Origin of the sequence: Rhodanobacter sp. FW021-MT20 (assembly GCF_041107475.1) — a bacterium.
Classification (GTDB): domain Bacteria; phylum Pseudomonadota; class Gammaproteobacteria; order Xanthomonadales; family Rhodanobacteraceae; genus Rhodanobacter_A; species Rhodanobacter_A glycinis.
This window is the reverse complement of sequence record NZ_JBGBPX010000006.1, coordinates 1-22,980: the sequence shown is the minus strand read 5'-3', so window position 1 is coordinate 22,980 and position 22,980 is coordinate 1. Positions and strand designations below refer to the sequence as shown.

General features: G+C 66.2%; 21 protein-coding genes. 10 read left to right on the top strand and 11 right to left on the bottom strand.

Annotated elements, in window-relative coordinates:
* Positions 1-77: 77 nt before the first annotated feature.
* The gene (locus AB7849_RS08650) at positions 78-1,118 is read right to left on the bottom strand and encodes a hypothetical protein (RefSeq protein ID WP_008213767.1); all 1,041 of its coding nucleotides are present in this window, start codon (positions 1,116-1,118) and stop codon (positions 78-80) included.
* A 169-nt stretch (positions 1,119-1,287) separates the two neighbouring features.
* On the opposite strand from AB7849_RS08650, the gene AB7849_RS08645 reads away from it, so the two are divergent.
* A complete protein-coding gene (locus AB7849_RS08645) occupies positions 1,288-1,470 on the top strand; it encodes a hypothetical protein (RefSeq protein WP_037101090.1) in 183 nt (60 codons plus the stop codon).
* Positions 1,471-1,595: 125 nt separating this feature from the next.
* On the opposite strand, the gene speE is transcribed toward AB7849_RS08645, so the two are convergent.
* The gene (gene speE / locus AB7849_RS08640; RefSeq protein WP_008213772.1) at positions 1,596-2,465 is read right to left on the bottom strand and encodes a polyamine aminopropyltransferase; all 870 of its coding nucleotides are present in this window, start codon (positions 2,463-2,465) and stop codon (positions 1,596-1,598) included.
* Positions 2,466-2,746: 281 nt separating this feature from the next.
* Between speE and speA the strand changes: the two genes are divergently transcribed.
* Both speA and AB7849_RS08630 read left to right on the top strand, forming a co-directional pair.
* Positions 2,747-4,636, top strand: a complete 1,890-nt coding sequence (gene speA / locus AB7849_RS08635; protein ID WP_369500858.1) for a biosynthetic arginine decarboxylase — start codon at positions 2,747-2,749, stop codon at positions 4,634-4,636.
* 108 nt (positions 4,637-4,744) lie between these two features.
* A complete protein-coding gene (locus AB7849_RS08630) occupies positions 4,745-5,530 on the top strand; it encodes a 3-hydroxybutyrate dehydrogenase (RefSeq protein WP_369500857.1) in 786 nt (261 codons plus the stop codon).
* A 103-nt stretch (positions 5,531-5,633) separates the two neighbouring features.
* Here AB7849_RS08630 and AB7849_RS08625 read toward each other — a convergent pair whose 3' ends face one another.
* From AB7849_RS08625 to radC, 4 genes are all read right to left on the bottom strand, one after another.
* Entirely contained in the window at positions 5,634-6,386 is a 753-nt protein-coding gene (locus AB7849_RS08625; RefSeq protein WP_369500855.1) for an SDR family NAD(P)-dependent oxidoreductase, read from the bottom strand.
* A gap of 141 nt (positions 6,387-6,527) precedes the next feature.
* A complete protein-coding gene (locus AB7849_RS08620; RefSeq protein ID WP_008215582.1) occupies positions 6,528-7,226 on the bottom strand; it encodes an SPOR domain-containing protein in 699 nt (232 codons plus the stop codon).
* Complete coding sequence (gene argS, locus AB7849_RS08615; RefSeq protein WP_008215580.1) at positions 7,226-8,914, bottom strand: arginine--tRNA ligase; 1,689 nt, start codon at positions 8,912-8,914, stop codon at positions 7,226-7,228. Before argS ends, AB7849_RS08620 begins: the two co-directional genes overlap by 1 nt.
* Before the next feature lie 630 nt (positions 8,915-9,544).
* Positions 9,545-10,216 carry a RadC family protein gene (radC, locus tag AB7849_RS08610; RefSeq protein WP_092704641.1) on the bottom strand — a complete coding sequence of 224 codons (672 nt, stop codon included), beginning with the start codon at positions 10,214-10,216 and terminating at the stop codon, positions 9,545-9,547.
* A 96-nt stretch (positions 10,217-10,312) separates the two neighbouring features.
* Between radC and coaBC the strand changes: the two genes are divergently transcribed.
* Genes coaBC through AB7849_RS08595 form a run of 3 tightly spaced genes read left to right on the top strand, consistent with a single transcriptional unit; the run spans position 10,313 to position 14,328 of the window.
* Complete coding sequence (gene coaBC / locus AB7849_RS08605) at positions 10,313-11,518, top strand: bifunctional phosphopantothenoylcysteine decarboxylase/phosphopantothenate--cysteine ligase CoaBC (protein WP_369500854.1); 1,206 nt, start codon at positions 10,313-10,315, stop codon at positions 11,516-11,518.
* Positions 11,515-11,970, top strand: a complete 456-nt coding sequence (dut, locus tag AB7849_RS08600; protein ID WP_008215807.1) for a dUTP diphosphatase — start codon at positions 11,515-11,517, stop codon at positions 11,968-11,970. Before coaBC ends, dut begins: the two co-directional genes overlap by 4 nt.
* A gap of 36 nt (positions 11,971-12,006) precedes the next feature.
* Positions 12,007-14,328: a phosphomannomutase/phosphoglucomutase gene (locus AB7849_RS08595; protein WP_369500853.1), complete on the top strand. Its 2,322-nt coding sequence runs from the start codon at positions 12,007-12,009 to the stop codon at positions 14,326-14,328.
* A 107-nt stretch (positions 14,329-14,435) separates the two neighbouring features.
* Here the strand turns inward: AB7849_RS08595 and AB7849_RS08590 are convergent, their stop codons facing one another.
* From AB7849_RS08590 to AB7849_RS08580, 3 genes are all read right to left on the bottom strand, one after another.
* Positions 14,436-15,089, bottom strand: a complete 654-nt coding sequence (locus tag AB7849_RS08590) for a DUF4124 domain-containing protein (protein ID WP_008215803.1) — start codon at positions 15,087-15,089, stop codon at positions 14,436-14,438.
* A gap of 91 nt (positions 15,090-15,180) precedes the next feature.
* The gene (gene pyrE / locus AB7849_RS08585; RefSeq protein ID WP_369500852.1) at positions 15,181-15,828 is read right to left on the bottom strand and encodes an orotate phosphoribosyltransferase; all 648 of its coding nucleotides are present in this window, start codon (positions 15,826-15,828) and stop codon (positions 15,181-15,183) included.
* Between the two features lie 75 nt (positions 15,829-15,903).
* Positions 15,904-16,398: a GNAT family N-acetyltransferase gene (locus AB7849_RS08580; protein WP_008213576.1), complete on the bottom strand. Its 495-nt coding sequence runs from the start codon at positions 16,396-16,398 to the stop codon at positions 15,904-15,906.
* 35 nt (positions 16,399-16,433) lie between these two features.
* On the opposite strand from AB7849_RS08580, the gene AB7849_RS08575 reads away from it, so the two are divergent.
* From AB7849_RS08575 to AB7849_RS08565, 3 genes are all read left to right on the top strand, one after another.
* Entirely contained in the window at positions 16,434-17,204 is a 771-nt protein-coding gene (locus tag AB7849_RS08575; RefSeq protein WP_008215798.1) for an exodeoxyribonuclease III, read from the top strand.
* A 10-nt stretch (positions 17,205-17,214) separates the two neighbouring features.
* A complete protein-coding gene (locus tag AB7849_RS08570) occupies positions 17,215-18,459 on the top strand; it encodes an AmpG family muropeptide MFS transporter (protein WP_369500851.1) in 1,245 nt (414 codons plus the stop codon).
* 105 nt (positions 18,460-18,564) lie between these two features.
* Complete coding sequence (locus AB7849_RS08565) at positions 18,565-18,876, top strand: hypothetical protein (protein ID WP_008213583.1); 312 nt, start codon at positions 18,565-18,567, stop codon at positions 18,874-18,876.
* Position 18,877: 1 nt separating this feature from the next.
* Here AB7849_RS08565 and AB7849_RS08560 read toward each other — a convergent pair whose 3' ends face one another.
* Positions 18,878-19,996, bottom strand: a complete 1,119-nt coding sequence (locus AB7849_RS08560) for an anhydro-N-acetylmuramic acid kinase (RefSeq protein ID WP_008215794.1) — start codon at positions 19,994-19,996, stop codon at positions 18,878-18,880.
* Between the two features lie 12 nt (positions 19,997-20,008).
* On the bottom strand, positions 20,009-21,460 hold the full coding sequence (locus AB7849_RS08555) for an OapA family protein (RefSeq protein WP_008215793.1): 1,452 nt from the start codon (positions 21,458-21,460) through the stop codon (positions 20,009-20,011).
* A gap of 182 nt (positions 21,461-21,642) precedes the next feature.
* Here AB7849_RS08555 and tyrS point away from each other — a divergent pair, with 182 nt between their 5' ends.
* Entirely contained in the window at positions 21,643-22,854 is a 1,212-nt protein-coding gene (tyrS, locus tag AB7849_RS08550) for a tyrosine--tRNA ligase (protein ID WP_008215791.1), read from the top strand.
* Positions 22,855-22,980 lie beyond the last annotated feature (126 nt).

Genomic DNA, 22,980 nt, shown 5'->3' with positions numbered 1-22,980 from the left:
GCCGGGTATGGCTCGGTTGGGTGGCAGGCCGCTTTCCGTCGGCGCGACGACGCCCCGACATGACCGCCGGGGTGTGGCTATTCCGACGCCTTGGGTTGCGCGTCAGCCGGGGCTTCGGTGGGAATGTGCGCGTCGCGCAGTGCGGCCAGGATCAGGCTCATCTGGGAGCCGCCGTTGCGTGCCAGCGCCAGCAGGTGCTGGGCTTCGGCCTTGTTGTTGCGCGCGCGGCTGGCCAGCTGGGCGAAGTTCTGCACCTGCCAGACCAGGTCGCGGCGGGCGTTGCGGGCATCCTGCTGCTGCGCGGGGTCGGAATTCAGCGTTTCGCGCAGATGCAGGCCCAGCGAGCGGGCCAATGCGCTGGAACCCCATTCCAGCGTCTTGCCGAGCTTGAGGCATTCGGCCTTGACGGTGGCATCGTCGGCTTCGCTCTTGCACAGCTCGGCCACCACGCGCAGGCCGGGTTGCGGTTGGGCGGCGGCCAGGCCGAAGGCGATCATCATCTGCACGCCTGCCGGGCCGGCGCTTTCGGCGGGATCGAGCGTGTCGGCCGGTGGCGGCAAGGTGGCCACGGCATAGGCCAGCGCTTTCAGGCTGGTGCCGGCGTAATCGTCGTACAGCTTGGCGTCGGCCGCACGGGCCAGGTCGGCGTGCGCGTCCTTTTTCTGCATGTTGCGCATGTCCTGGCCCAGCTTGAGCAGCCAGACCGCGGCGTTGTCCGGGGCCTGCGTCACCAGTTTCGCCAGCGCCTTGGTATTGGGGCAGGCCTCGGCCTTGGCGTCGCAATCGGACAATTCCGCCCAGGTAACCGCCGGGCCGGCATCGGATGCCTGCGCGGCGCGGTGGATCAGCACATGGAAGCTGTTGACCTCGGGCTGGTTGGTGAGCGGGCGCGCCAGCAGGGCGGCGCCGAGCAGGGGCTGTGCATCGACACGCGGTGCCAGCACGCTGACCAGATCACGCTGGAAGCCGCGCAGGGCCTTGTCGCGTGCGGCGGCCTTGGCTTCGGCCTTCTTCGAAGCCGCGTGCGTGGTCTTGTGGGCAGGGCTGCCGGCGGCCAGCAGCGGCGTGGCCACCAGGCTGCAGGCGAGGCCGAGGGCGAGAATGCACGATCCACGCATGGGTTGCTCCGACGCTCAAAGCGCCAGCATAGCGGGCTTTGCTTGAAGCGCGCCTGATCCGGGGAGGCGCGAGGCACGCTGGGCGCACGAGTCACTTGCTAGCATGACGATTCCCCCCCGACCGGGCTCTGCATGGCCCAGGAGACAGCAGGTGGTGACATCGTTCACGATGATGACGGGCGCATCGGCGCCATGGTTCGCCGGCTGGGGCACGTTGGCGCTGGTCAATGCCGGCTTGGCCCAGGGCAAGAACCGCAGCGGCTTGCTGTGGTTCCTGCTGTCGCTGGTGCTCGGGCCGATCGCGACCCTGGCGCTGGTGCTGATGCCGAAGGTGCGGGCGAAGCTGTTCTGATCGCACGCCCTGTGGCGCAGGACCGGCAGGTAGGAGCCCGCTAGCGGGCGATGCTTTTGCTTTCCGCTCGCAGCAACGCCAAGGCAGCAGCATCGCCCGCGAGCGGGCTCCTACAAGCCGCAGTCTTATTCGCCCAGCGCTTCGCGCATGAATTCCGGCGAGGCCAGCGCGCCCTTGTGGATCTCGGCGTTGTAGTAGCGGGTGGGGAAGTTCTTCGCCATCGCACCGCGCTCGCGGAAGCCGGACAGGTCGCCGCCCTTGCGTGCCATGGTGCAGCTCCACCAGCCGGTGGGGTAGCACGGCTGCGGGAACGGCAGCGTCTTCACCGCGCTGAAGCCGGCGGTGCGCATGGCCGAACGCATCGACTTGATCAGCTCGATGTGCGCGATCGGCGATTCCGACTGCTGCACCAGGATGCCGCCGTGGCGCAGCGCCTTGAAGCAGCTGGCGTAGAACGCACCGTTGAACAGGCCTTCGGCGGGGCCGACCGGGTCGGTCGAGTCGACGATCACCAGGTCCAGCGATTCCGGCTCGGCCTCGGCCATGTACTTGATGCCGTCGATGAACAGTAGTTCGGCGCGCGGATCGTTGTTCGACTCGCACAGTTCCGGGAAATATTCCTCGGCGAGGCGGGTCACGCGCTCGTCGATCTCCACCTGCACGGCCGACTCGACTTCCTCGTGGCGCAGCACTTCGCGCAGCGTGCCGCAGTCGCCGCCGCCGATGATCACCACGCGCTTGGCGCGCGCATGGGTGAACAGCGCCGGGTGGGTCATCATCTCGTGGTAGAGGAAGTTGTCGCGGCTCGTCAGCATCACGCAGCCATCGATCACCATCAGGTTGCCCCAGTCGGTGGTCTGGTGGATTTCGATGGTCTGGAACGGGGTCTTTTCCGCGTGCAGCTGTTTCTCCACGCGATATCCAATGGAGGAGCCGGAAGCCAGGTGGGCTTCGGTGAACCAGCGGGCTTCATTGGGCGTGGGTTGCTGCGACATGGCGGGTGTTCCTGATAACGCGTGATGAAGGACAAAGAGGCGTAATTGTAGCCGTTTCGGCGATGAAGGTAGCGCCCCGGATGTCCGCACATTGTCATGGCGTCCCCGTTACAATGGATTCCCTGCCCCGGTCTGCGCTCAGTCGCACCGGGCGGGCAGTCCATCCGGCCCCGCGGCGTGCGAGGCTTCCGGCCGGCGGACCGCTTCACCGTCAAGGCTCGCCGCTGCGACGACATGATCCGTGTGTGCCGCAAGCACCCCCGCACAAGGAGTTTTCATCCATGTCGAAGCCCTGGACTACCGACAGCGCCCGTCATACCTACGCCGTTTCGCATTGGAGCGACGGTTACGTCGACGTCGACGCGGCCGGCGACATCGCCATGCGTCCGCGCGGCGCGCGCGGCCCGTCGCTGCCGTTGCCGGCCATCGTCGAGCGTGCCCGTGCCGAAGGCCTGCGCCTGCCGTTGCTGGTGCGTTTCCCCGACATCCTCGCTGATCGCCTCGCGCGGCTGCAGGGCGCGTTCGCCAAGGCCATCGACGAATGGCATTACGCGGGTGGCTATACCGCCATCTATCCGATCAAGGTGAACCAGCAGCGCGGCGTGGCCGGTGAGCTGGTGGCCGCCGGCGTCGAGGGTTTCGGCCTGGAAGCCGGCTCCAAGCCCGAGCTGATGGCGGTGCTGGCGATGGCGCGGCCCGGCTCCATCGTGATCTGCAACGGCTACAAGGACCGCGAGTACATCCGCCTGGCGCTGATCGGGCGCAAGCTCGGCCTGCGCGTGCACATCGTGATCGAGAAGCTGTCCGAACTGGACCACGTGTTCACCGAAGCGAAGGCGCTGGGCGTCGAGCCGTTGCTCGGCGTGCGCGTGCGGCTGGCCTCCATCGGCGCGGGCAAATGGCAGAACACCGGCGGCGACAAGGGCAAGTTCGGGCTGTCGCCGAACCAGGTGCTGCAGCTGATCGAGCGGCTCGACGCGGCCGGCCTCAAGCACACGCTGAAGCTGCAGCACTTCCACATGGGCTCGCAGATTTCCAATGTGCGCGACATCGCCAACGGCATGCGCGAGGCGACGCGGTACTTCGTCGAGCTGATCCGCATGGGCGTGCCGCTGGAGATTGTCGACGTCGGCGGCGGCCTGGGCGTGGACTACGAGGGCTCGCGCTCGCGCAGCCACAATTCGATCAACTATTCGATGGAGCAATACGCCGCCACCATCGTGCAGTCACTGGCCGAGGCGGTGGAGGCCGAAGGCCTGGCCGCACCGCACATCCTCACCGAGGCCGGCCGCGCGATGACGGCACATCACGCCGTGCTGGTGGTCAACGTGAGCGAAGTGGAACCGGTGCCTGATGGCGCCATTCCCGCCCCGCGCGACGACGAGCCGCTGGCGCTGCGCCACCTGCGCGAAGTGCATGCCGAACTCGACCAGCGCCCGCCGCTGGAGCTGTATCACGAGGCCCAGCACCACCTGCACGAGGGCCAGACGCTGTACGCGCTGGGCCAGTTGTCATTGGCCGACCGGGCGAAGCTGGACGAGATGTATTACGCCATCGCCAACGCCGTGCGCGCCCGCCTCACCCCGGTCGAGCGCGCCCACCGCCAGGCGCTGGACGAGCTGGACGAGAAACTGGTCGACAAGTACTTCGTCAACTTCTCGGTATTCGAGTCGGTGCCGGACATCTGGGCGATCGACCAGATCTTCCCGATCGCGCCGATCGCGCGGCTCGATGAAGAGCCGACCCGGCGCGGCGTGATCGTCGATCTCACCTGCGATTCGGATGGCCGCATCGACCACTACGTCGATGCCGAAGGCGTGGACGTCAGTCTGCCGCTGCATGCGTTGAAGGACGGCGAAAGCTATCGCCTCGGCATCTTCATGGTCGGCGCCTACCAGGAGACCCTGGGCGACATCCACAACCTGTTCGGCGATACCGACGCGGTGAACGTACGCGTGGATGGCGACGGCTACACCTTCGCCCACACCCGCCGCGGCGACACCACCGATCTGATGCTCGACTACGTCGGCTACGACCTCGCCGCACTGCGCAGCAGCTACCGTGAGCGCATCGCCAGCGCGGGCGTGACCGGCGACGAAGCCGCGCGGTTGTACGACGCGCTTGATAGTGGCCTCACCGCCTACACCTACCTCGCCGAAGACACGAAATAATTGTGGGAGCGCACCCGTGCGCGATGTTCTGCGTCACGTGTGCAGCGAAAAGCATCGCGCGCAGGGTGCGCTCCTACATCGCAAATCACCTCGCTACAGGAGCAGCACATGACAAGTCTCAATGGCAAGGTCGCGCTGATCACCGGCGCGGCCAGCGGCATCGGCAAGGCGATTGCCGAGCTGTACGCGCAGAATGGTGCCAGCGTGGCGATCGCCGACATCAACCAGGACGCTGCCGACAAGACGGCGGCGGAAATCAATGCGGCCGGCGGCAAGGCGATCGGCGTGGCGATGGACGTGACCAGCGAGGACGCAGTCAATGCCGGAACCGACAAGGTGGTCGAAGCCTTTGGCGCGCTGGACATCCTGATTTCCAACGCCGGCGTGCAGATCATCAACCCGATCGACCAGTTTGCCTTCGCCGACTGGAAGAAGATGCTGGCGATTCATCTGGATGGTGGCTTCCTCACCACCAAGGCCGCCTTGCAGCACATGTACAAGGATGACCGCGGCGGCATCGTGATCTACATGGGCTCGGTGCACTCGCACGAGGCATCGAAGCTGAAGGCACCGTACGTCACCGCCAAGCACGGCCTGCTGGGACTGGCGCGCACGCTGGCCAAGGAGGGCGCGCCGCACAACGTGCGCTCGCACGTGATCTGCCCCGGCTTCGTGCGCACGCCGCTGGTCGACAAGCAGATCCCCGAACAGGCGAAGGAGCTGGGCATCAGCGAGGACGAGGTGATCGAGAAGGTGATGCTGAAGGACACCGTCGATGCCACTTTCACCACCGTCGACGATATCGCGCAGACCGCGCTTTATCTGGCCACCTTCCCGTCCGCGGCACTGACCGGGCAGAGCATCGTGGTCAGCCACGGCTGGTTCATGCAATAAAGTCCCGCTCCAGTCGATCCTGCAGGAGCGCACCCTGTGCGCGATTGCTCTTCGTAATGTGGCAAGAGCAATCGCGCACAGGATGCGCTCCTGCAGGCGAATGTCAGCCGCGGTGCACCTGCAGGCCGGCGGCCGACTGGCTGACCGGCATCACTTCGATGCGGTTGATGTTGAGGTGTGGCGGCAGGCTGGCGATCCACCAGATGGTGTCGGCGATGTCCGTTGCCGTGATCGGATGCGTGCCGGCGTAGAGCTTGTCCGAGGCGCCTTGATCACCGCCGGTGCGCACCAGAGTGAATTCGGTTTCGGCCATGCCCGGCTCGATCGAGGTCACTCGCACGCCGGTGCCATGCAGGTCGGTGCGCAGGTTCTGGGTGAAATGAGTGACGAAGGCCTTGGTGCCGCCGTAGACGTTGCCACCCGGGTACGGGTAGCTGCCCGAGATCGAGCTGATGTTGACGATGGCGCCACGGCGTTCGATCAGTTGCGGCAGCAGCAGGTGCGTCAATGTCACCAGCGCGGTGACGTTGACGTCGATCATCTGCTTCCACTGCGCCAGATCCGCCTTTTGCGCCGGCGCGGTGCCCAAGGCCAGGCCGGCGTTGTTGACCAGCAGGTCGATGCCGGTGAAGGCCGATGGCAAGGCCGCGTGCGCCGCGCGCAAGGCGGCTTCGTCGCGGATGTCGAAGGCCGTGGCGTGCACGCGGTCGGCACCGTGCGCGTCGACCAGCTTCTGCAGTCGGTCGGCGCGTCGGCCGCTGGCGATCACGCGCCAGCCTTCGCTCACGAAACGTTCCACGGTGGCGGCGCCGAACCCGGAGGTGGCGCCGGTGATCCATGCTGTCTTGGTTGTCATGCGCAAAAGTGTAACGCCGGTGACGCCGGGGTTGGAGCCGTGATTTCGAAATCAGCGCGTGGAGGTCCGGTTGCGCGCGCCGCGGACAGCAAAGGGGCCGCATTCGCGGCCCCTTTGCGTAAGCAACGGCAGGACTTCGGGCTAGTTGCCTTCTTTCAGCGCAATCGCCTTGATGCCGGCGGCGGTCAGTCGCTGCTTGACCGCTTCAAGCGCGGTGGCGGAACGATACGGACCAAGGCGTACGCGATGGTAGGTCTGGCCGCCCACGTTGACGGTCTGCACGTTGGCGACGAAGCCCTGCAGGGCAAGCTTGGCCTTCAGCGTTTCCGCGTCGGCGGCGGCCGGGAACGCGCCGACCTGCAGCAGGTAGCCGTTGCCGGCGGGTGGCTGGACGGCCGACGCCGGTGCGGCGGTGATGTTCTGGCTGACCGCGGCGGGTGCGTTCGCCGCGGCTTGGGCGGCGGCCTGCTGCTGCGCCTGTGCCTGTTGTGCCGAGGCCTGCTGTTTCTGCTGCTGTTCGGCCTTGGCCTGGGCGCTGATTTCGGCGTCGGGGATGCGCACTTCCTTCTCCGACAGCACGGAGTAGAAGTCGTACTTGGGCTTGGCCGGGGCGCTGGCGGACGGCTGCAGCCCGGTGTCGCTGTCCTGCTGGGCGGTGGCCTGCGGGTTGGGCTGCGGGCCCTTCTTTGCGCTCATCGGCATCAGCGAGTGACGCATCAGCATCACCACCACGATGGCGCCGATGATGATGCCGACCAGCAGTCCGGCCCAGCTCGGGAGTCCGCCGTTGTTGTTGCGCACGGCCTGCCGACCTTTGCCCTTGCCCTTGCGTGTTGCCATTACATGCTCTCCGGGGCGCCCAGGCCCAGCAAATCCAGTCCGTTGCGCAAGACCTGTCGCGTGGCCACCACGAGGGTCAGGCGCGCGTCGCGCAGGTCCTTGTCGTCAACCAGGAACTGGTGTGAGTTGTAGTAGGTGTGGAACGCGTTGGCCAGCTCGCGCAGCCAGTTCGCGATCACGTGCGGTTCCAGCCCGGCCGCGGCGGCCTCGACCTGCTCGGGGTACTTCGACAGCTCGGTCAGCAGGATCTGTTCGTGCTCGTTGTCCAGCCGGGCCAGTTGCGCCAGCCCATTATCCGGATCGAACGTGAACCCCTTCTCGCCGGCCTGGCGCAGCACCGAGCAGACGCGGGCATGGGCGTACTGGATGTAGTACACCGGGTTGTCGTTGGATTGCGAGCGAGCCAGGTCGATGTCGAACACCAGCTGCGAGTCGCTCTTGCGCGAGATCAGGAAGTAGCGCGTGGCGTCGCGGCCCACTTCGTCGATCAGGTCGCGCAGGGTGACGTAGCTGCCGGCGCGCTTGGAGATCTTCACCTCCTCGCCGCCGCGCATCACCGTCACCATCTGGTACAGCATGTAGTCCGGCCAGCCCTTGGGAATGCCGCAGTCCAGCGCCTGCAGGCCGGCCTTCACGCGCGCCAGCGAGCCGTGGTGGTCCGAGCCGAGCACGGTGATGGCCTGCTCGTAACCGCGCTGCCACTTGCTGAGGTGATAGGCCACGTCCGGCACGAAATAGGTGTAGGTGCCGTCGGACTTGCGCATCACGCGGTCCTTGTCGTCGCCGTAGTCGGTGCTGCGCAGCCACAGCGCGCCACCGTCCTCGTAGGTGTGACCGTGGCTGACCAGCTCGCGCACGGTCTCTTCCACCTTGCCGTCGCTGTACAGCGAGGATTCCAGGAAATACGTGTCGAACTCGACCCCGAATGCCTTCAGGTCCAGGTCCTGTTCGTGGCGCAGGCTGGCCACGGCGAAGCGGCGGATGGCGTCGAGATCGTCCGGATCCTTGGCGCCGGTGACGGTCTGGCCATCGGCTTCCACCGAAGCGCCGGCCAGATAGGCCTGGGCCACGTCGGCGATGTAGTCCCCGCGATAGCCGCCCTCGGGCCAGCCGGCGTCGTCGGGGGCAATGCCGCGTGCGCGCGCCTGCACCGAGATGGCCAGGTTGGCGATCTGCACGCCGGCATCGTTGTAGTAGAACTCGCGCTTCACGTTCCAGCCGCTGGCATCGAGCAGACGGCTGAGGCAGTCGCCGATGGCGGCGTTGCGGCCGTGCCCTACATGCAGCGGGCCGGTCGGGTTGGCCGAGACGAATTCCACGCCCACGGTGCGGCCGGCGCCCTGGCGGTTGCGGCCGTAGGCGGCGCCGTCGGCCATGATCCGGCGCACTTCGGCGTGGTAGGCCTCGGCGGCAAGGAAGAAGTTGATGAAGCCGGGCCCGGCGATCTCCACTTTCGCCAGCAAGCTGTTCTGCGGCAGGGCTGCCACCAGCTTTTCGGCCAGTTCGCGCGGCTTGGCGCGTGCCGGTTTGGCCAGCAGCATCGCCAAGTTGGTGGCGAAATCGCCGTGCTCGCGGCTGCGCGCTCGCTCGATCACGAACCCGGGCAGGTCGATGTCGGCGGGCAGGGTGCCGTCGTTCCGCAGGGCTTCGAGAGCCTGCAGCAGAAGGTCGCGCAGCGGTTGCTTCATGGGGCGAAAGTCGATGTCTGATGGAACCGCGCATCGTAACAGACCGCACTGCAGCAAACCCGACCCGCCAGCCCGCGGGCGGGGCCTTGCCGGGTGTTGCGCTGCGGCGAGCAAGGCTGTGGATAAGTCTGTGGGGAAAGTTGGCGGCCGTGCGGGGAATGCGGGGTAGCGGCCGCTTTGTCCAGTTATTTCACGTAAAAAACATTTTCATATCAATGAGTTGTGGTGTGAACATGATGTCTTCAGCAAGGCATGGGCTGTAAGTGGCGCAAGAGCGCTTGTGTGCATAAGTTTCAGCGGGTTGGGGCCGTCACCGATGTGCCTGCCGCATGTCACGAGGCGGTCATGTGGCGTTGCGACACTGGCCATGTATCCCCCGATCCCTCCCCGTCGGTGCGATACGGTGACGGCTGCACCCTCCCCCGGCAGCCACGGCGCGAACGCAAAGTTCGCGCCGTTTTTTTTTGCGAGCCTGGCGGCTTGGCGAGGTGGGCGGGTGTTCGCAGGGGACCGTGCCTGTCCTGCAGGAGCGCGTGCGTGCCCGCTGCGGTACATGACACTCGAACGGACCGGTGAACAGGTCGTCCACGACTCTGGAGTCATGCTTCACGGTTGCCGCAGGATCGGCCCTCAGATCAGCCCGCGCGCGGCCATCGATACCGGTTCGCCGCTGCCGATCACCAGATGATCGAGCACGCGCACGCCGACCAGTTGCAGCGCCTCGCGCAGTTCCCGGGTGATCGCCCGGTCGGCCTGGCTGGGTTCGGCCACGCCCGACGGGTGGTTGTGGGCGAAAATCACCGCACAGGCATTGTGCTGCAGGCAGGCGCGCACGACTTCGCGCGGATGCACGCTGGCGCCGTCCACGGTGCCGCGGAACAGTTCCTCGAAGGCCAGCACGCGATGGCGGTTGTCCAGATAAAGGCAGCCGAAGACTTCGTAGGGCAGGTGGCGCAGGCGGGCGCGGAGGTAGTCGCCGCTGTCGCGCGGGTTGCCCAGGCTGGGGCGTTCGGCCAATTGTTCGGCCAGGCTGCGCCGGGCCAGTTCCAGCGCGGCGGCAATGCGGGCGCGCTTGGCCGGGCCCAGGCCCACGGCGCGCACGGAGTGGTCGGGTCGGCCGAGCAGGGCGCCCAGGCTGCCGGCGCCGGTCAACAATTCGCGGCCGAGCGCGATGGCATCCTTGCCGCGCACGCCGCTGCCCAGCAGCACGGCCAGCAGCTCGGCATCGGACAGCGTGGCGCTGCCATGCGCCAGCAGTTTTTCGCGGGGGCGTTCGCCTTCGGGCCAGTCGCGGATACTCATGCCGGCAGCATGCCTGCCAGGGTGCCGACGCGGCAGCGGCAGCGAGGCATGAATCCGGTAAGCTAACCGTCTGCCCGGATGTCAGAACTTACGTACATGAGTCTTGCCCAACGTCGCATTCTGCTGGGAGTGTCGGGCGGCATTGCCGCCTACAAGTCCTGTGAACTGGTCCGCCGCCTGCGCGATCTCGATGCCGAGGTGCGCGTGGTGATGACCGAAAGCGCCACCCACTTCGTCGGCCCCGCCACGTTCCAGGCGCTGTCCGGCCAAAGCGTCCGCACCAGCCTGTGGGATGAACAGGCCGAAGCCGCGATGGGACACATCGAGCTGGCCCGCTGGGCCGAGCGCATCCTGATCGCGCCGGCCAGCGCCGACGTGATCGCGCGGCTGGCGCACGGCCACGCCGACGACCTGCTCAGCACGCTGTGCCTGGCCAGCGCCGCGCCGTTGTACCTGGCGCCGGCGATGAACCAGCAGATGTGGGCACATGCAGCGGTGCAGGCCAATCTCGCCACGTTGCGTGCGCGCGGCGTGCAGGTGCTGGGTCCGGCTGCGGGCGAACAGGCCTGCGGTGACGTGGGTTCCGGACGCATGCTGGAGCCGCATGAGTTGCGGGACGCGCTGCTCGCCTCGTTCGGCGATGGCGCGCTGGCGGGGCTGAACGTGGTGGTCAGCGCCGGTCCCACCTTCGAGGACATCGACCCAGTGCGTTTCATCGGCAACCGCAGCTCCGGCAAGATGGGTTTTGCCGTGGCCGCGGCTGCCGCGCAGGCCGGTGCCCGGGTGACCCTGGTGGCCGGGCCGGTGAGTCTGGCCGCGCCGGCAGGTATCGCGCGGCGCATCGACGTGCGCAGTGCCGCGCAGATGCAGGCAGCCGTGCTGGATGCCTGCGCGCAGGCGGACATCTACATCGCTGCCGCCGCCGTGGGCGACTACCGTCCGGCCGAAGTCGCCGAGCGCAAGCTGAAGAAGCAGGCCGGTGCCGATATGGTGCTGAAGCTGGCGGAGAACCCCGACATTCTCGCCAGCCTGTCGGCGCAACCGACGCATCCGTTCCTGGTCGGTTTTGCCGCCGAGACCCATGAAGTGGCGAACTATGCGCGCGGCAAATTGCAGCGCAAGGGGCTGGACATGATCGCCGCCAATCGCGTCGGCGAAGGCATGGGTTTCGAGACCGCGGACAACGCACTCACCCTGTACTGGGCCGATGGCGAAGTGGAGCTGCCGCGCACCGACAAGGCCGCGCTGGCGCGCCAGTTGATTGCGCACGTGGCCGAACGCTACAAGACGGCACGCGCATGATCGACGTCGAGCTGAAGATCCTCGACCCGCGCCTGGGCGACAGCATTCCGCTGCCCGAGGCGGCGACGGCCGGCAGCGCGGGGATGGACCTGCGCGCGGCGATCGACGAGCCGCTCACCCTGCAGCCGGGCGACAGCACGCTCGTGCCCAGCGGCATCGCCATCCATATCGGCGACCCGGGCTGGTGCGCATTGATCGTTCCGCGTTCGGGCCTCGGTCACAAACATGGCGTGGTCATGGGCAACCTGGTCGGGGTGATCGATGCCGACTATCAGGGCCCGCTGATGATTTCCTGCTGGAACCGCGGCACCCGGCCGTACACCATCGCGGTGGGCGAGCGTGTGGCCCAGTTGTTGCTGGTGCCGGTGGCGCAGGCGCGACTGAAACCAGTGACGGAGTTCACGCCCTCGGCGCGTGGTGAAGGCGGTTTCGGTTCCACCGGGCGACACTGATGGTTTGCAGCTGAATCAACCTGCGGGGGACAGGGCATGGCGATGAATTTCGCGCGATCGCGACGATCGATTCCGGACTGGCGCAGCCTGCTGCCGCTGGCCGGCGCCACGCTGCTCCTGATCGGCGGCCTGTTCTGCGCATGGCAGACCTGGCTGATTGCCGACCAGGGGCGTTCGCTGGCGCAGGTGCATCATGCGCAGGACCTGGCGGTCACCGCGGTAGCCAGTGCCATCAATCGCGAGCGCACCGAGGTGGCCAAGGTATTGGCCGGCGCCGATCCTGCCGTGGTGCAGAACAATCCGGCGCAGGCCGCGGCATCGCTGCGCCAGGGTTTGCCGCAGGTGCAGCAGTTGGAGCTCTACAGCGGCAGCCTCAACGAAGTGCTGCATGCCAATTACCGCCAGTTCGGTTACGCCAAGGCGGCGCAGTTGATGGCGGCGCAGGATGCCGATGGCGTGCCGCCGATGCAGACGGTGTTCCATGGCTCGAACGAGCGGCGCATGAGCCTGGTCATGCCGCTGGGGCCGGCGCAGCAACCGCTGGCCTGGGCCTGGATCGAGCTGCCGTTTGCGCCGCTGCGGCAGGCGTTCGAGGCGGTGCCGGTGCCCAGTGGGCGACTCGTGTTGCAGCAGGATACCGACGGTGGTGCGTTGCAATTGCTGTCCAAGGGCGCACGTGCGGGCGAGCTGGAGGCCATGGCCAAGCCCGTGCCCGGCAGCACGCTGGGCGTGGCAGCGGCGAAACCCGGCGCCTACGTGGTGTTGCCGGACTCGTTGCTGCTGGCGGCGCTGCTCACCCTGCTGGGGCTGGGCGGCGGCGTTTATTTGTTGTGGTGGCGCGCACACGCATCGCGTGAAATGCCGATCGAGGAAATTGAAGTGCCTGAACAGACAGACGAGCCGCCGATGATGGCTCGGCCGGACCCCCGCCCGAATGCGTCCAAGCCGGCGGCAAAACCACCCGTTATCAGCCCGGCCGACGTCGATCCGAGCATCTTCCGCGCCTACGACGTGCGCGGCGTGGTCGGCAAGACGCTGACGGCGGAAGTGGCCAAGGCGCTGGGCCAGTCGATCGGCATGGTGATGCGCGAAAAGGGCTTGCGTGAAATCGTGGTGGGCCGCGATGGTCGTCTGTCCGGGCCCGAATTGGCCGGCGCGCTGGGCGATGGCCTGCGTGCGGCAGGCATCGACGTGATCGACATCGGCGCCGCGCCGACCCCGGTGGTCTATTTCGCCGCCTATCGCTTCAATACCGGCAGTTGTGTCGCGGTGACCGGCAGCCACAACCCGCCCGACTACAACGGTTTCAAGATCGTGATCGGCGGCGAGACGCTGGCCGAGGACGCGATCCAGGATCTGTACCGCCGCATCGCCAGCGGCGCACTGGACAACGACGGCCTGGGCGGCCTGCGCCATGTCGACGTGGTGCCGGACTACATCGAGCGGATTGCATCGGACGTGCAGACCGAGCGCCAGCTCAGCGTGGTGATGGATTGCGGCAACGGCATTCCCGGTGCGGTGGCGCCGCAGGTGTTCGAGAGCATTGGCTGCAAGGTGCTGCCGCTGTATTGCGAGGTGGACGGCAACTTCCCGAACCACCATCCCGATCCGTCCGATCCGCACAACCTGGAAGACCTGATCCTGGCGGTGAAGCAGACCGGCGCCGACCTTGGCGTGGCTTTCGATGGCGACGGCGACCGCCTCGGCGTGGTCACCAAGGCCGGCGAGATCATCTATCCCGACCGCCTGCTGATGCTGTTCGCGCGCGACGTGCTGTCACGCCAGCCCGGCGCCACGATCATCTATGACGTGAAGTGCACCGGCCATCTGAAGGGACAGGTGCTCGACGCCGGCGGCAGCCCGCTGATGTGGCGCACCGGCCATTCGCTGATCAAGGCGAAGATGCGCGAGACCGGCGCCGAGCTGGCCGGCGAGATGAGCGGCCATTTCTTCTTCAAGGAGCGCTGGTTCGGTTTCGACGACGGCATCTACGCCGGCGCGCGGTTGATGGAAATCCTCGCCGGCGACCTGGAAGATCGCACGCCCGAAGATATCTTTGCCACCTTGCCCAAGGGCGTCTCGACACCGGAGCTGAAGATCGAGCTGGCCGAGGGCGAGCACTACCGCTTCATGGAAAAGTTCAAGGTGCAGGCCACGTTCGGCGAGGCCACCCTGGTGACCATCGACGGCGTACGCGCGGACTGGCCGGATGGCTGGGGTCTGGTGCGGGCCTCCAACACCACGCCGGTGCTGGTGCTGCGCTTCGACGCGGACAACGAGGCGGCGCTCAAGCGCATCCAGCAGGTGTTCCGCACGCAGTTGCTGGCGGTCGATCCGGGGTTGAAGCTGCCGTTCTGATGCCGACTTGCCCATGATCTCCCGACGCGAAGCATCGGGAGATCATGGGCGGCTCGTTGTGTCGCGGCCAGTGGAGGGCGGTTCGCGCGAGGCGGACCATCACGCGCTCAATAGCCGCGTTCTTCCTTTTCCTTGGCCTTCAGCGCGCGGAAGTGCAGCAGCTGCTGCGCCTGCTGCTGCACCAAGGCAGCGCGGCCGCCCTGCTGGCGGGCCAGCGTGGTGCGCTGGTCGGCGACGATGTCACGCTGCTTGGCGATGCTGTCGGTGAGGAACTTCGGCACCGGCTTCTTGTTGTTCTCGATGTCGGCGGCGCGAGCGAGCAGGTCGGTCAGCGCCTTTTCCTGGCTGTGCAGATTGATCTTGGTGGTGCCGATCTGCTGGTCGAGGCTGCTCAGCGTCTGCTGCTGCATGCTCTTGTAGGCAGCCTCGTCGGGGTAGGTATTGAGCAGCTGCAAATCGTCGCGCTTCTGCTGCTGGGCAATACGTTGCTGCTCGGCCTGTTGCGCGGCGAGTTTTTGTGCGGCGGCGCGCTCTTGCGGCGTCAGCTGCTTGTGCACGCGCTGCACCACCATGCCCTGGTTGTTCAGCACTTCGTAGCCGGACTTGATCGCGCTGTCGGTGAGGCTGTCGCTGAAGTGCGGCAAGCCCTTGGCATCCACCCAGCGATAGCGGATGCCGCCGGCACCGGTGGTGTGCTGCGCTTGTACCGACAGGCTGAAGGCCAGTGTCGCGAGTGCGATGACAAAAACGTGTTTGTGCATGAATCTCCCCCTTGCCGCCGCAGTATAGCCGGCGGCCGGTATCGGCATGGGAAGCCGGTCACGCCGCGAGGGTTTGGCCTTGGAGAACCGCTCAGGCCTGCACACCGTAGCGCTCGCGATAGGCTTGCAGGCGCGCGTGTTCGCCGGCCAGTTCGGGGCGTTCGCCGGCGTAGGCCAGCACGTCGGCGAGGCTGGTGATGGCGATCACCGGGATGCCGTAGTCGCGGGCCACTTCCTGTGCGGCGGACAGCTCGCCCTGGCCGCGTTCCTGCCGGTCCAGCGCGATCAGCACGCCAGCCGGTTCGGCGCCCTGCGCGCGGATCAGCGCCAGCGACTCGCGCACGGCGGTGCCGGCGGTCATCACGTCGTCGACGATCAGCACCCGACCCTTGAGCGGCGCACCGACCAGCACGCCACCCTCGCCGTGGTCCTTGGCTTCCTTGCGGTTGTAGGCCCATGGCAGGTCGCGGTCGTGGCCATCGGCCAGTGCGATGGCGGTGGCGGCGGCCAGCGCGATGCCCTTGTAGGCCGGGCCGAACAGCATGTCGACCTCGATCCCGGCCTTTGTCACCGCCGCGGCGTAAGCGCGGCCGAGCCGGCCCAGTGCGGCGCCGGAATCGATCCGGCCCATGTTGAAGAAGTACGGGCTCTGGCGGCCGGATTTCAGGGTGAACTCACCGAAGCGCAGCACCTCGCGCTGCAAGGTGAGTTCGATGAAATCGCGCTGGTAATCGTGCATGGAGACTCTCGCTGGTCGGTATCGAAGGGGCCATGGGCCGGCCAAGTCGGAATCCGTGAAACGGTCGGCTTCCGGTCAGCGCAGCGAACGCCACAGCAACAGCTGCGGCCCGGCGCGGCCGCCATGGTACAACCGACCGCTGTCGACGAAGCCGGCGCGCAGGTACAGCGCCACCGCCGTGGTGTTGCTGCGATCCACCGTGAGCACCAGCCGGGATGCCTCGGGGTGGCGATGGCCGAGGTCATCGAACAAGGCCGCCAGCGCACGGGTGCCCAGGCCCTGGCCTTGGCGCGTCGCATCGATCTGGAACGAGCGCAGGCCCAGCGCATCGTTTTCGCTGTCGTTCCCGGTCAGCGTGCGTGCGCTGGTTTCGATGCGGTAATAGCCCACTACCGCCTCGCCTTGCACGATCGCCATCGGCGTGCTGCCGGGACAGCGTTCGGCGTCTGGCAGGGTGATCTCCGGCGGGCTGACGAAATCGTCCTGCGCGGGCTTTACGTGCAGGGCCAACACGGCCTCGCGCAAGTCGGGCGTGACCGGGCAGACGCGGATGGCTGGGGATGCAGGCATGGTTGTTATGATGCCCCATCGCTTCGGGAGTACGTATGCGCATCATCAGCTTGAACGCCAACGGCATCCGCTCGGCCGCGACCAAGGGCGTGTTCGACTGGTTCGGCCGGCAGGGCGCGGACGTGGTCTGCCTGCAGGAGACCAAGGCGCAGGAAGACCAGTTGTCCGATCCGATGTTTCGCCCCGATGGCCATCATTGCTTCTACCGCGATGCGACCAGCAAGAAGGGCTATTCGGGCGTGGCGATCTACGCCAAACGCGAGCCGGACAAGGTGCTCACCGAGCTGGGCTGGGACGAGTTCGACAACGAGGGCCGCTACATCGAGGCGCGCTTCGGCAAGCTGAGCGTGGTGTCGCTGTATTTCCCCTCCGGTTCCTCCGGCGACGAGCGCCAGCAGTTCAAGTTCCGTGCGATGGAATGGATCGCGCCGGTCTTCGAGAAGTGGCGGAAAAGCGGCCGCGACTACGTGATTTGCGGTGACTGGAACATCGTGCGCAGCGAGAAGGACATCAAGAACTGGAAGTCCAACCAGAAGAACTCCGGCTGCCTGCCGGAGGAGCGCGCGTGGTTCAACGGGATGATCGACGGGCGCGGCTGGGTGGACAGCTACCGCACGCTGCATCCCGAGGGCGAGGACTACACGTGGTGGTCCAATCGCGGCCGTGCGCGCGAGAACGACGTGGGTTGGCGTCTCGACTACCAGATCTGCACACCATCGCTGCGCGAGCGACTGAAAGCCTGCTCGATCTACCGCGACGAACGCTTCTCCGACCATGCGCCGTACACGGTCGATTATGTCGACTGAACTCCCGGCCATGCCGGAACCCGTTGCACCGGGGCGCAACTGGCGCGTGCTCAGCGTCGGTCTGCTGGGCTTCTCCTCCGGCTTGCCGCTGGCCTTGTCCGGCAGCACGTTGCAGGCGTGGTTCACCACGGCGGGCATGAGCCTGCGCGATATCGGCTGGATCACCCTGATCGGCTCCGCCTACGTATTCAAATTCCTGTGGGCGCCGCTGCTGGATCGGTTGTCGCTGCCGTTTCTCGGCCGTCGCCGCGGCTGGGTGTTGCTGATGCAGCTGCTGTGTGGGCTGGCTCTTTTCAGCATGAGTTTTTACACGCCCCAGGGTGCGGCCAGGACGATGGCCTTTCTCGGCGTGTTGTTGGCGTTTGCCTCGGCCACCCAGGACATTGCTTACGATGCGCATCGCACTGACCTGCTGCGCCCGGAGGAGCGCGGCTGGGGCATTGGCCTGATGCAGGGCGGCTATCGGATTGCGATGCTGGTGTCCGGTGCGCTGGCACTGATCCTGGCCGACCATGTGGGCTGGGGCTGGACCTATCGCGTGATGGGCGTGCTGATGCTGGCGGCCATGCTGGTGACAGTGTTGTCGCCGGATGCGCCGGACGAACGGCCCGCGCGCAGCTTCATGGCTGCCGTGATCGAGCCGTTTGGCGACTTCTTCCAGCGCTACGGCAAGCTGACTTTGGCCTGGCTGGCGTTGATGGTGCTGTACAAGTTGTGCGATGCGTTTGCACTGTCGCTATCCACCACTTTCCTGCTGCGCGTGCCGAAGTTTTCGCTGACCCAGGTCGGCACGATCAGCAAGACCTTCGGATTGGTTGCCGGTTTGCTCGGCGCCGTAGGTGGCGGCTGGCTGGTGACGCGGATGCGACTATTCCCGGCGCTGCTGCTGCTGGGCCTGTGTCAGGCGCTGGTGAACCTGGGCTACATCTGGCTGGTGCATAGTGGGCCGAACGTGGGCGTAATGGCGGCCGTGGTGTCTGCGGAGTACTTTTTCAGCGGCTTGGGCAGTACCGCCTTCGTGGTGCTGGTGACGGCGCTGTGCAACGTGCGCTATTCGGCGACCCAGTTCGCGCTACTGTCGGCGTTGGCCGCCGTGGGCCGGGTATTTCTGGGGCCGATCGCGGCGTGGCTGGTACCGCAGGTCGGCTGGTCGGAATTCTTCGTCATCACGGCGTTGTCCGCGCTGCCGGGCCTGCTGCTGGTGGTTGCCCTGCGCGGCGCGATCGATCGTGCGGAGCGCGCTCGCGTCCACTGAGACGCGTGAATTGTGAGGGCGTTCCGGTCCGGGCACTTGCCCGGGGCCGGTTCCACGGCCACCATGGCCTGATCAGGGGGCATGCGTAGCGCGGGAGCAACGCGGATGCCGGATCTCGTCATACGACACATCGACAGTCTGATGGCCGAGCGGATCAAGTCGCTGGCCAAGGATCGCCAATGGTCGATCAATGATGTGGTGCTGCATGCGTTGCGGCACGGCCTCGGCATGTCCGAAAGCAGCAATATCTTCGCCGAGACCCTGCTCGATCCCGGGGCCATGACCGTGCTCAGCGGGCAATGGGACAGCAAGGAAAAGGCGGCGTTCCAGGAGGCGCTGCAGGCGCTGGTTTCGGCGCCTTCCGAGCAGTTGGCGCCGGTGAATATCGGCGACCCGATGCTGGAAGGCGAAGGCTGACTCAGCGCGGTGCGGCGTAAATCGCGCCGAGTACCCGCGATCCGCGTGCGCCGGTAACTGCCGGCAGGTTGCCGGGCAATCCGAGCAGGCGCTGGCGGGCCAGCCACGCGAAGGCGGTGGCTTCCAGATAATCCGGATCGATGCCGAAGGTGACCGTGCTGGCTACCGTGCGTGGTGCCAGCAGTTCGCTCAGTCGATGCATCAGCACGGGGTTGTGCACGCCGCCACCGCAGGCCAGTACGTCTGTCGCATCGGCCGCGTGCGCAAGGATTGCCTCGGCGATGCTGCGTGTGGTCAGTTCCAGCAGGGTGGCCTGCACATCGGCTGGCGCCAGTTCGGCGACGCGCCGGTGCGCATCCAGCCATGCGAGGTGGAAGTGTTCGCGCCCGGTGCTCTTGGGCGGCGGCAGCGTGAAGTAGGGATCGGCGAGCAGCGACTGCAGCAGCGCCTCGTCCACATGGCCGCTGGCGGCAAAGGCGCCGTCGCGGTCGAAGGCTTTGCCGCGGTGACGCAGACACCATGCGTCGAGCAGGCCATTGGCCGGGCCGGTGTCGAAGCCGAGTACGCGGCCATCGGCGCCAAGCACGGTGATGTTGGCGATGCCGCCCAGGTTCAGCACCACTCGCGTGCGACCCGGTGCGGCCAGCAGCATGGCGTGCAGGGCTGGCAGCAACGGTGCGCCCTGGCCGCCGGCGGCCACGTCGGCGCGGCGAAAATCCGCCACGACGTCGATGCCGCAGCGTTCCGCGATCACGCTGGGGTCTCCGATCTGCAGGGTGAAGGGATGGGCGCCATTCGGGCGGTGTCGCACGGTTTGTCCGTGCGAGCCGATCGCGGATATTGCTGATGCCGGCGTGTTGCTTTGTTCGAGCAGGCGTTGCACGGCGTCGGCGAAACAGCTGCCGATCGCCACGTCGAGTCGGCCGTAGGCATCCAGATCCAGTCGTGCTTCGTCCTGCGCCACCGCGAGAATGCGTTCGCGCAGCGGGTCGGGCCATGGATGCACGAGAGCCGCGATGCTGTGCGGCGTATCGCCCTCGAAGCGCACCAGCGCGGCGTCGATGCCGTCGGCGCTGGTACCGGAGATCAGGCCGACGTACAGCGCCCGGGAGTCATCCATGCGCGGGCGGGATCAATCGTTGCTGGCCGGTTCGGCTGCCGTATCCGCACGTGCGAACTGGTAGCGCTTGTCGAGCATCTTCAGTCGCGCCAATTGCGGCTTCACCACAGTGCTTTCGAACTTCGCCAGCTGGGTGGCCGGCAGCGGCTGCGGCTTGGGCATGGTCACGGTCAGCGGATTGACCTGGTGGCCATCGATGCGCACTTCGTAATGAAGATGCGGGCCGGTAGCCAGGCCGGTCATGCCGACGTAGCCGATCACTTCGCCCTGGCGCACATGCGTGCCCACCCGCTCGCCGCCGGCGAAGCGCGACATGTGCCCATAGGCGGTGGAGTAGGTGGCGTTGTGCTTGATCAGGACGAAGTTGCCATAGCCGCGTTCCCAGCCCCGGTAGACGATGGTGCCGTCGCCGGCCGCGTGGATCGGCGTGCCCTTCGGCGCGGCGTAATCCACGCCCTTGTGCGCGCGGGTGTAGCCGAGGATGGGATGGAAGCGCGCCAGGCTGAAACGCGAGGAAATCCGGGTGAATGTCACCGGCGTGCGCAGCAGCGCCTTGCGCAACGGGCGGCCGTCCTCGCTGAACCAGCCCACGTTGCCGTCGGCCTGCTTGAAGCGGTACGCGGTGTAACGCTTGCCCCGGTTGATGAATTCGGCGGCAACGATGTCGCCTTCATGCAGGTAACGGCCGTCGCGGTAGACGTCGTTGTAGATCACCGTGAAGCTGTCGCCGCTACGGATGTCCTTGATGAAGTCGATGTCGTACTTGAACACGTCGGCGAGCTTGACCACCATCGCGTCGCTCATGCCGGCCTTGGAGGCGGCACCGAACAGCGAGCCCTGGATCACGCCGTGCGCCACGTGCTCGCGCTGCACCAGCTCGCGCTGCTGGGTGGTGACGACAGGCTTCGCATCGGCAAAACGCACCACGGTGCGGGTGGTTTCATCCTTGTCGAAACGGAAACCCTTGAGGACGCCGCCCGGGCCGACGAGGAAGTCGAACTCGTCACCGGGACGAATCATGCGCAACGGCGTGGGATCGTCGGTGGCCTGGACCACTTGGTGCAGGTCGGCCAGGCTCAGGCCCTGGTCCTGGAAAATGTCCGAGAGCGTCTGGCCGGGCTGTACGTGGACCACATGCCAGGCTTCGAAGCTGGAGCGGTCGACGGTGGGTGGCGGCAGTTTGGGCAGCGCCAACGGCAGCAGCGTATGCGCAGGCGCTACCGGAACAGGGCGCATCGCGGTGGCCCAGGCCGGGATGAGAAAACCCGACAGTATCGTGATCAGCAGCGCGGTACCGGCCAGCATCCAGCGTTCACGATGCCAGCGGATGGGTTCGGCTTCGCCGTGGGGCGGACTGAACGACCAGTGGGCGCAGCGTTGATAGAAATGGGAATGGCGACGCTGTGCCTTGCGACAGATCGCCCGCTTGCGCATCAAGCGCTTGCCCCGCTTGCCCTCGCCCATGTTTGGCCCACCCCCCGCTACAAAGTAACAAACGAGGCGTACCATAACGACCTTGTGTAAATGGCGTCAACGCCTTTTCCATCAATGGTTTGCGTGCCGTTTTGGATTAACGCACAATTAACGCGAACAACGTGATGGCCATCATCCATTGGCTGTCTAGGCAATCAACCATCGAGGAATGCATGAGCGAGCTTGAGCAGGCGCTGGCCACCATCGCGCGCGGCGCGGACGAAATCATCAAGCGGGAAGACCTGGCCGAGCGCCTGAAAAGTGGTCGCCCGTTGCGGATCAAGGCGGGTTTCGACCCGACCGCTCCGGACCTGCACCTGGGTCACACCGTGCTGCTCAACAAGATGCGCCAGTTCCAGGGCCTGGGGCATCAGGTGATTTTCCTGATCGGCGACTTCACCGGGATGATCGGCGATCCCACGGGCAAGAACGTCACGCGCAAGCCGCTCACCCGCGAGGATGTGCTGAAAAACGCCGAGACCTACGCGGCGCAGGTCTACAAGGTGCTTGATCGCGACAAGACCGAGTTGCGCTTCAATTCCGAATGGTTCGGCAAGATGACCGCCGCCGACATGATCAAGCTGGCCGCGCAGCACACCGTTGCCCGCATGCTCGAGCGCGACGACTTCGCCAAGCGCTATGGCTCGCAGCAGCCGATCGCGATCCACGAATTCCTGTATCCATTGGTGCAGGGCTACGACTCGGTGGCACTGAAGTGCGATGTCGAGCTGGGTGGCACCGATCAGAAGTTCAACCTGCTGATGGGGCGTGCGCTGCAGGAACATCACGGCCAGCCGCCGCAGATCGTGCTGACCATGCCGCTGCTCGAAGGTCTCGACGGCGTGCACAAGATGTCCAAGTCGCTGGGCAACTACATCGGCATCGACGAGCCGGCCATCGACATGGTCACCAAGACCATGAAGATCGGCGACGAGCTGATGTGGCGCTGGTTCGAGCTGCTCAGCTTCGATGTTTCGCTGGCCGAACTGGAAGCGATGAAGCGTGACATCGCCAGTGGTGCGCTCAATCCGCGGGACGCCAAGTTGCGCCTGGCGCGCGAATTGGCCACGCGTTTCCATGGCGCGGCGGCAGCCGAGCAGGCGATCGCGGGATGGCATGCCGTGGTGCGCGGCGAAGGCGATACCTCGTTGTTGCCGCTCAACGAGATCGCCGTGCCTGCCGAAGGGCTGCGTCTGCCTGCGCTGCTTACGGCGGCCGGTCTCACGGCCAGCAATTCGGAGGCGAACCGCAAGATCAAGGAGCGTGCCGCTCGCATCGATACCGAGGTGGTCGAAGATGCGCAACGCGTATTCGAAGTCGGCTTCGAGGGTGTACTGCAAGTCGGCAAGCGCAACTTTGCACGGGTGCGCCTCACGGCGTCCTGACCGCAGGGAGCGAGCGATGCGGTTGTTGCGGAAGAGACGAAGCGAGCACGCTCAATGACTTGCGTGGAAGAAGAAAAAAACTTCACGAAAGTGCTTGCCAAAAAGCGGGGTGGTGCCTAGTATTCG

Coding starts and splice junctions, on each gene's coding strand:
- tyrS (WP_008215791.1), top strand. CDS start 21,643: ATGAGCGAGCTTGAGCAGGCGCTGGCCACCATCGCGCGCGGCGCGGAC.
- AB7849_RS08555 (WP_008215793.1), bottom strand. CDS start 21,460: ATGGGCGAGGGCAAGCGGGGCAAGCGCTTGATGCGCAAGCGGGCGATC.
- AB7849_RS08560 (WP_008215794.1), bottom strand. CDS start 19,996: ATGGATGACTCCCGGGCGCTGTACGTCGGCCTGATCTCCGGTACCAGC.
- AB7849_RS08595 (WP_369500853.1), top strand. CDS start 12,007: ATGGCGATGAATTTCGCGCGATCGCGACGATCGATTCCGGACTGGCGC.
- AB7849_RS08590 (WP_008215803.1), bottom strand. CDS start 15,089: ATGCACAAACACGTTTTTGTCATCGCACTCGCGACACTGGCCTTCAGC.
- AB7849_RS08645 (WP_037101090.1), top strand. CDS start 1,288: ATGATGACGGGCGCATCGGCGCCATGGTTCGCCGGCTGGGGCACGTTG.
- AB7849_RS08580 (WP_008213576.1), bottom strand. CDS start 16,398: ATGCCTGCATCCCCAGCCATCCGCGTCTGCCCGGTCACGCCCGACTTG.
- speE (WP_008213772.1), bottom strand. CDS start 2,465: ATGTCGCAGCAACCCACGCCCAATGAAGCCCGCTGGTTCACCGAAGCC.
- AB7849_RS08620 (WP_008215582.1), bottom strand. CDS start 7,226: ATGGCAACACGCAAGGGCAAGGGCAAAGGTCGGCAGGCCGTGCGCAAC.
- argS (WP_008215580.1), bottom strand. CDS start 8,914: ATGAAGCAACCGCTGCGCGACCTTCTGCTGCAGGCTCTCGAAGCCCTG.
- AB7849_RS08575 (WP_008215798.1), top strand. CDS start 16,434: ATGCGCATCATCAGCTTGAACGCCAACGGCATCCGCTCGGCCGCGACC.
- radC (WP_092704641.1), bottom strand. CDS start 10,216: ATGAGTATCCGCGACTGGCCCGAAGGCGAACGCCCCCGCGAAAAACTG.
- coaBC (WP_369500854.1), top strand. CDS start 10,313: ATGAGTCTTGCCCAACGTCGCATTCTGCTGGGAGTGTCGGGCGGCATT.
- AB7849_RS08630 (WP_369500857.1), top strand. CDS start 4,745: ATGACAAGTCTCAATGGCAAGGTCGCGCTGATCACCGGCGCGGCCAGC.
- AB7849_RS08625 (WP_369500855.1), bottom strand. CDS start 6,386: ATGACAACCAAGACAGCATGGATCACCGGCGCCACCTCCGGGTTCGGC.
- pyrE (WP_369500852.1), bottom strand. CDS start 15,828: ATGCACGATTACCAGCGCGATTTCATCGAACTCACCTTGCAGCGCGAG.
- dut (WP_008215807.1), top strand. CDS start 11,515: ATGATCGACGTCGAGCTGAAGATCCTCGACCCGCGCCTGGGCGACAGC.
- AB7849_RS08650 (WP_008213767.1), bottom strand. CDS start 1,118: ATGCGTGGATCGTGCATTCTCGCCCTCGGCCTCGCCTGCAGCCTGGTG.
- AB7849_RS08565 (WP_008213583.1), top strand. CDS start 18,565: ATGCCGGATCTCGTCATACGACACATCGACAGTCTGATGGCCGAGCGG.
- AB7849_RS08570 (WP_369500851.1), top strand. CDS start 17,215: ATGCCGGAACCCGTTGCACCGGGGCGCAACTGGCGCGTGCTCAGCGTC.
- speA (WP_369500858.1), top strand. CDS start 2,747: ATGTCGAAGCCCTGGACTACCGACAGCGCCCGTCATACCTACGCCGTT.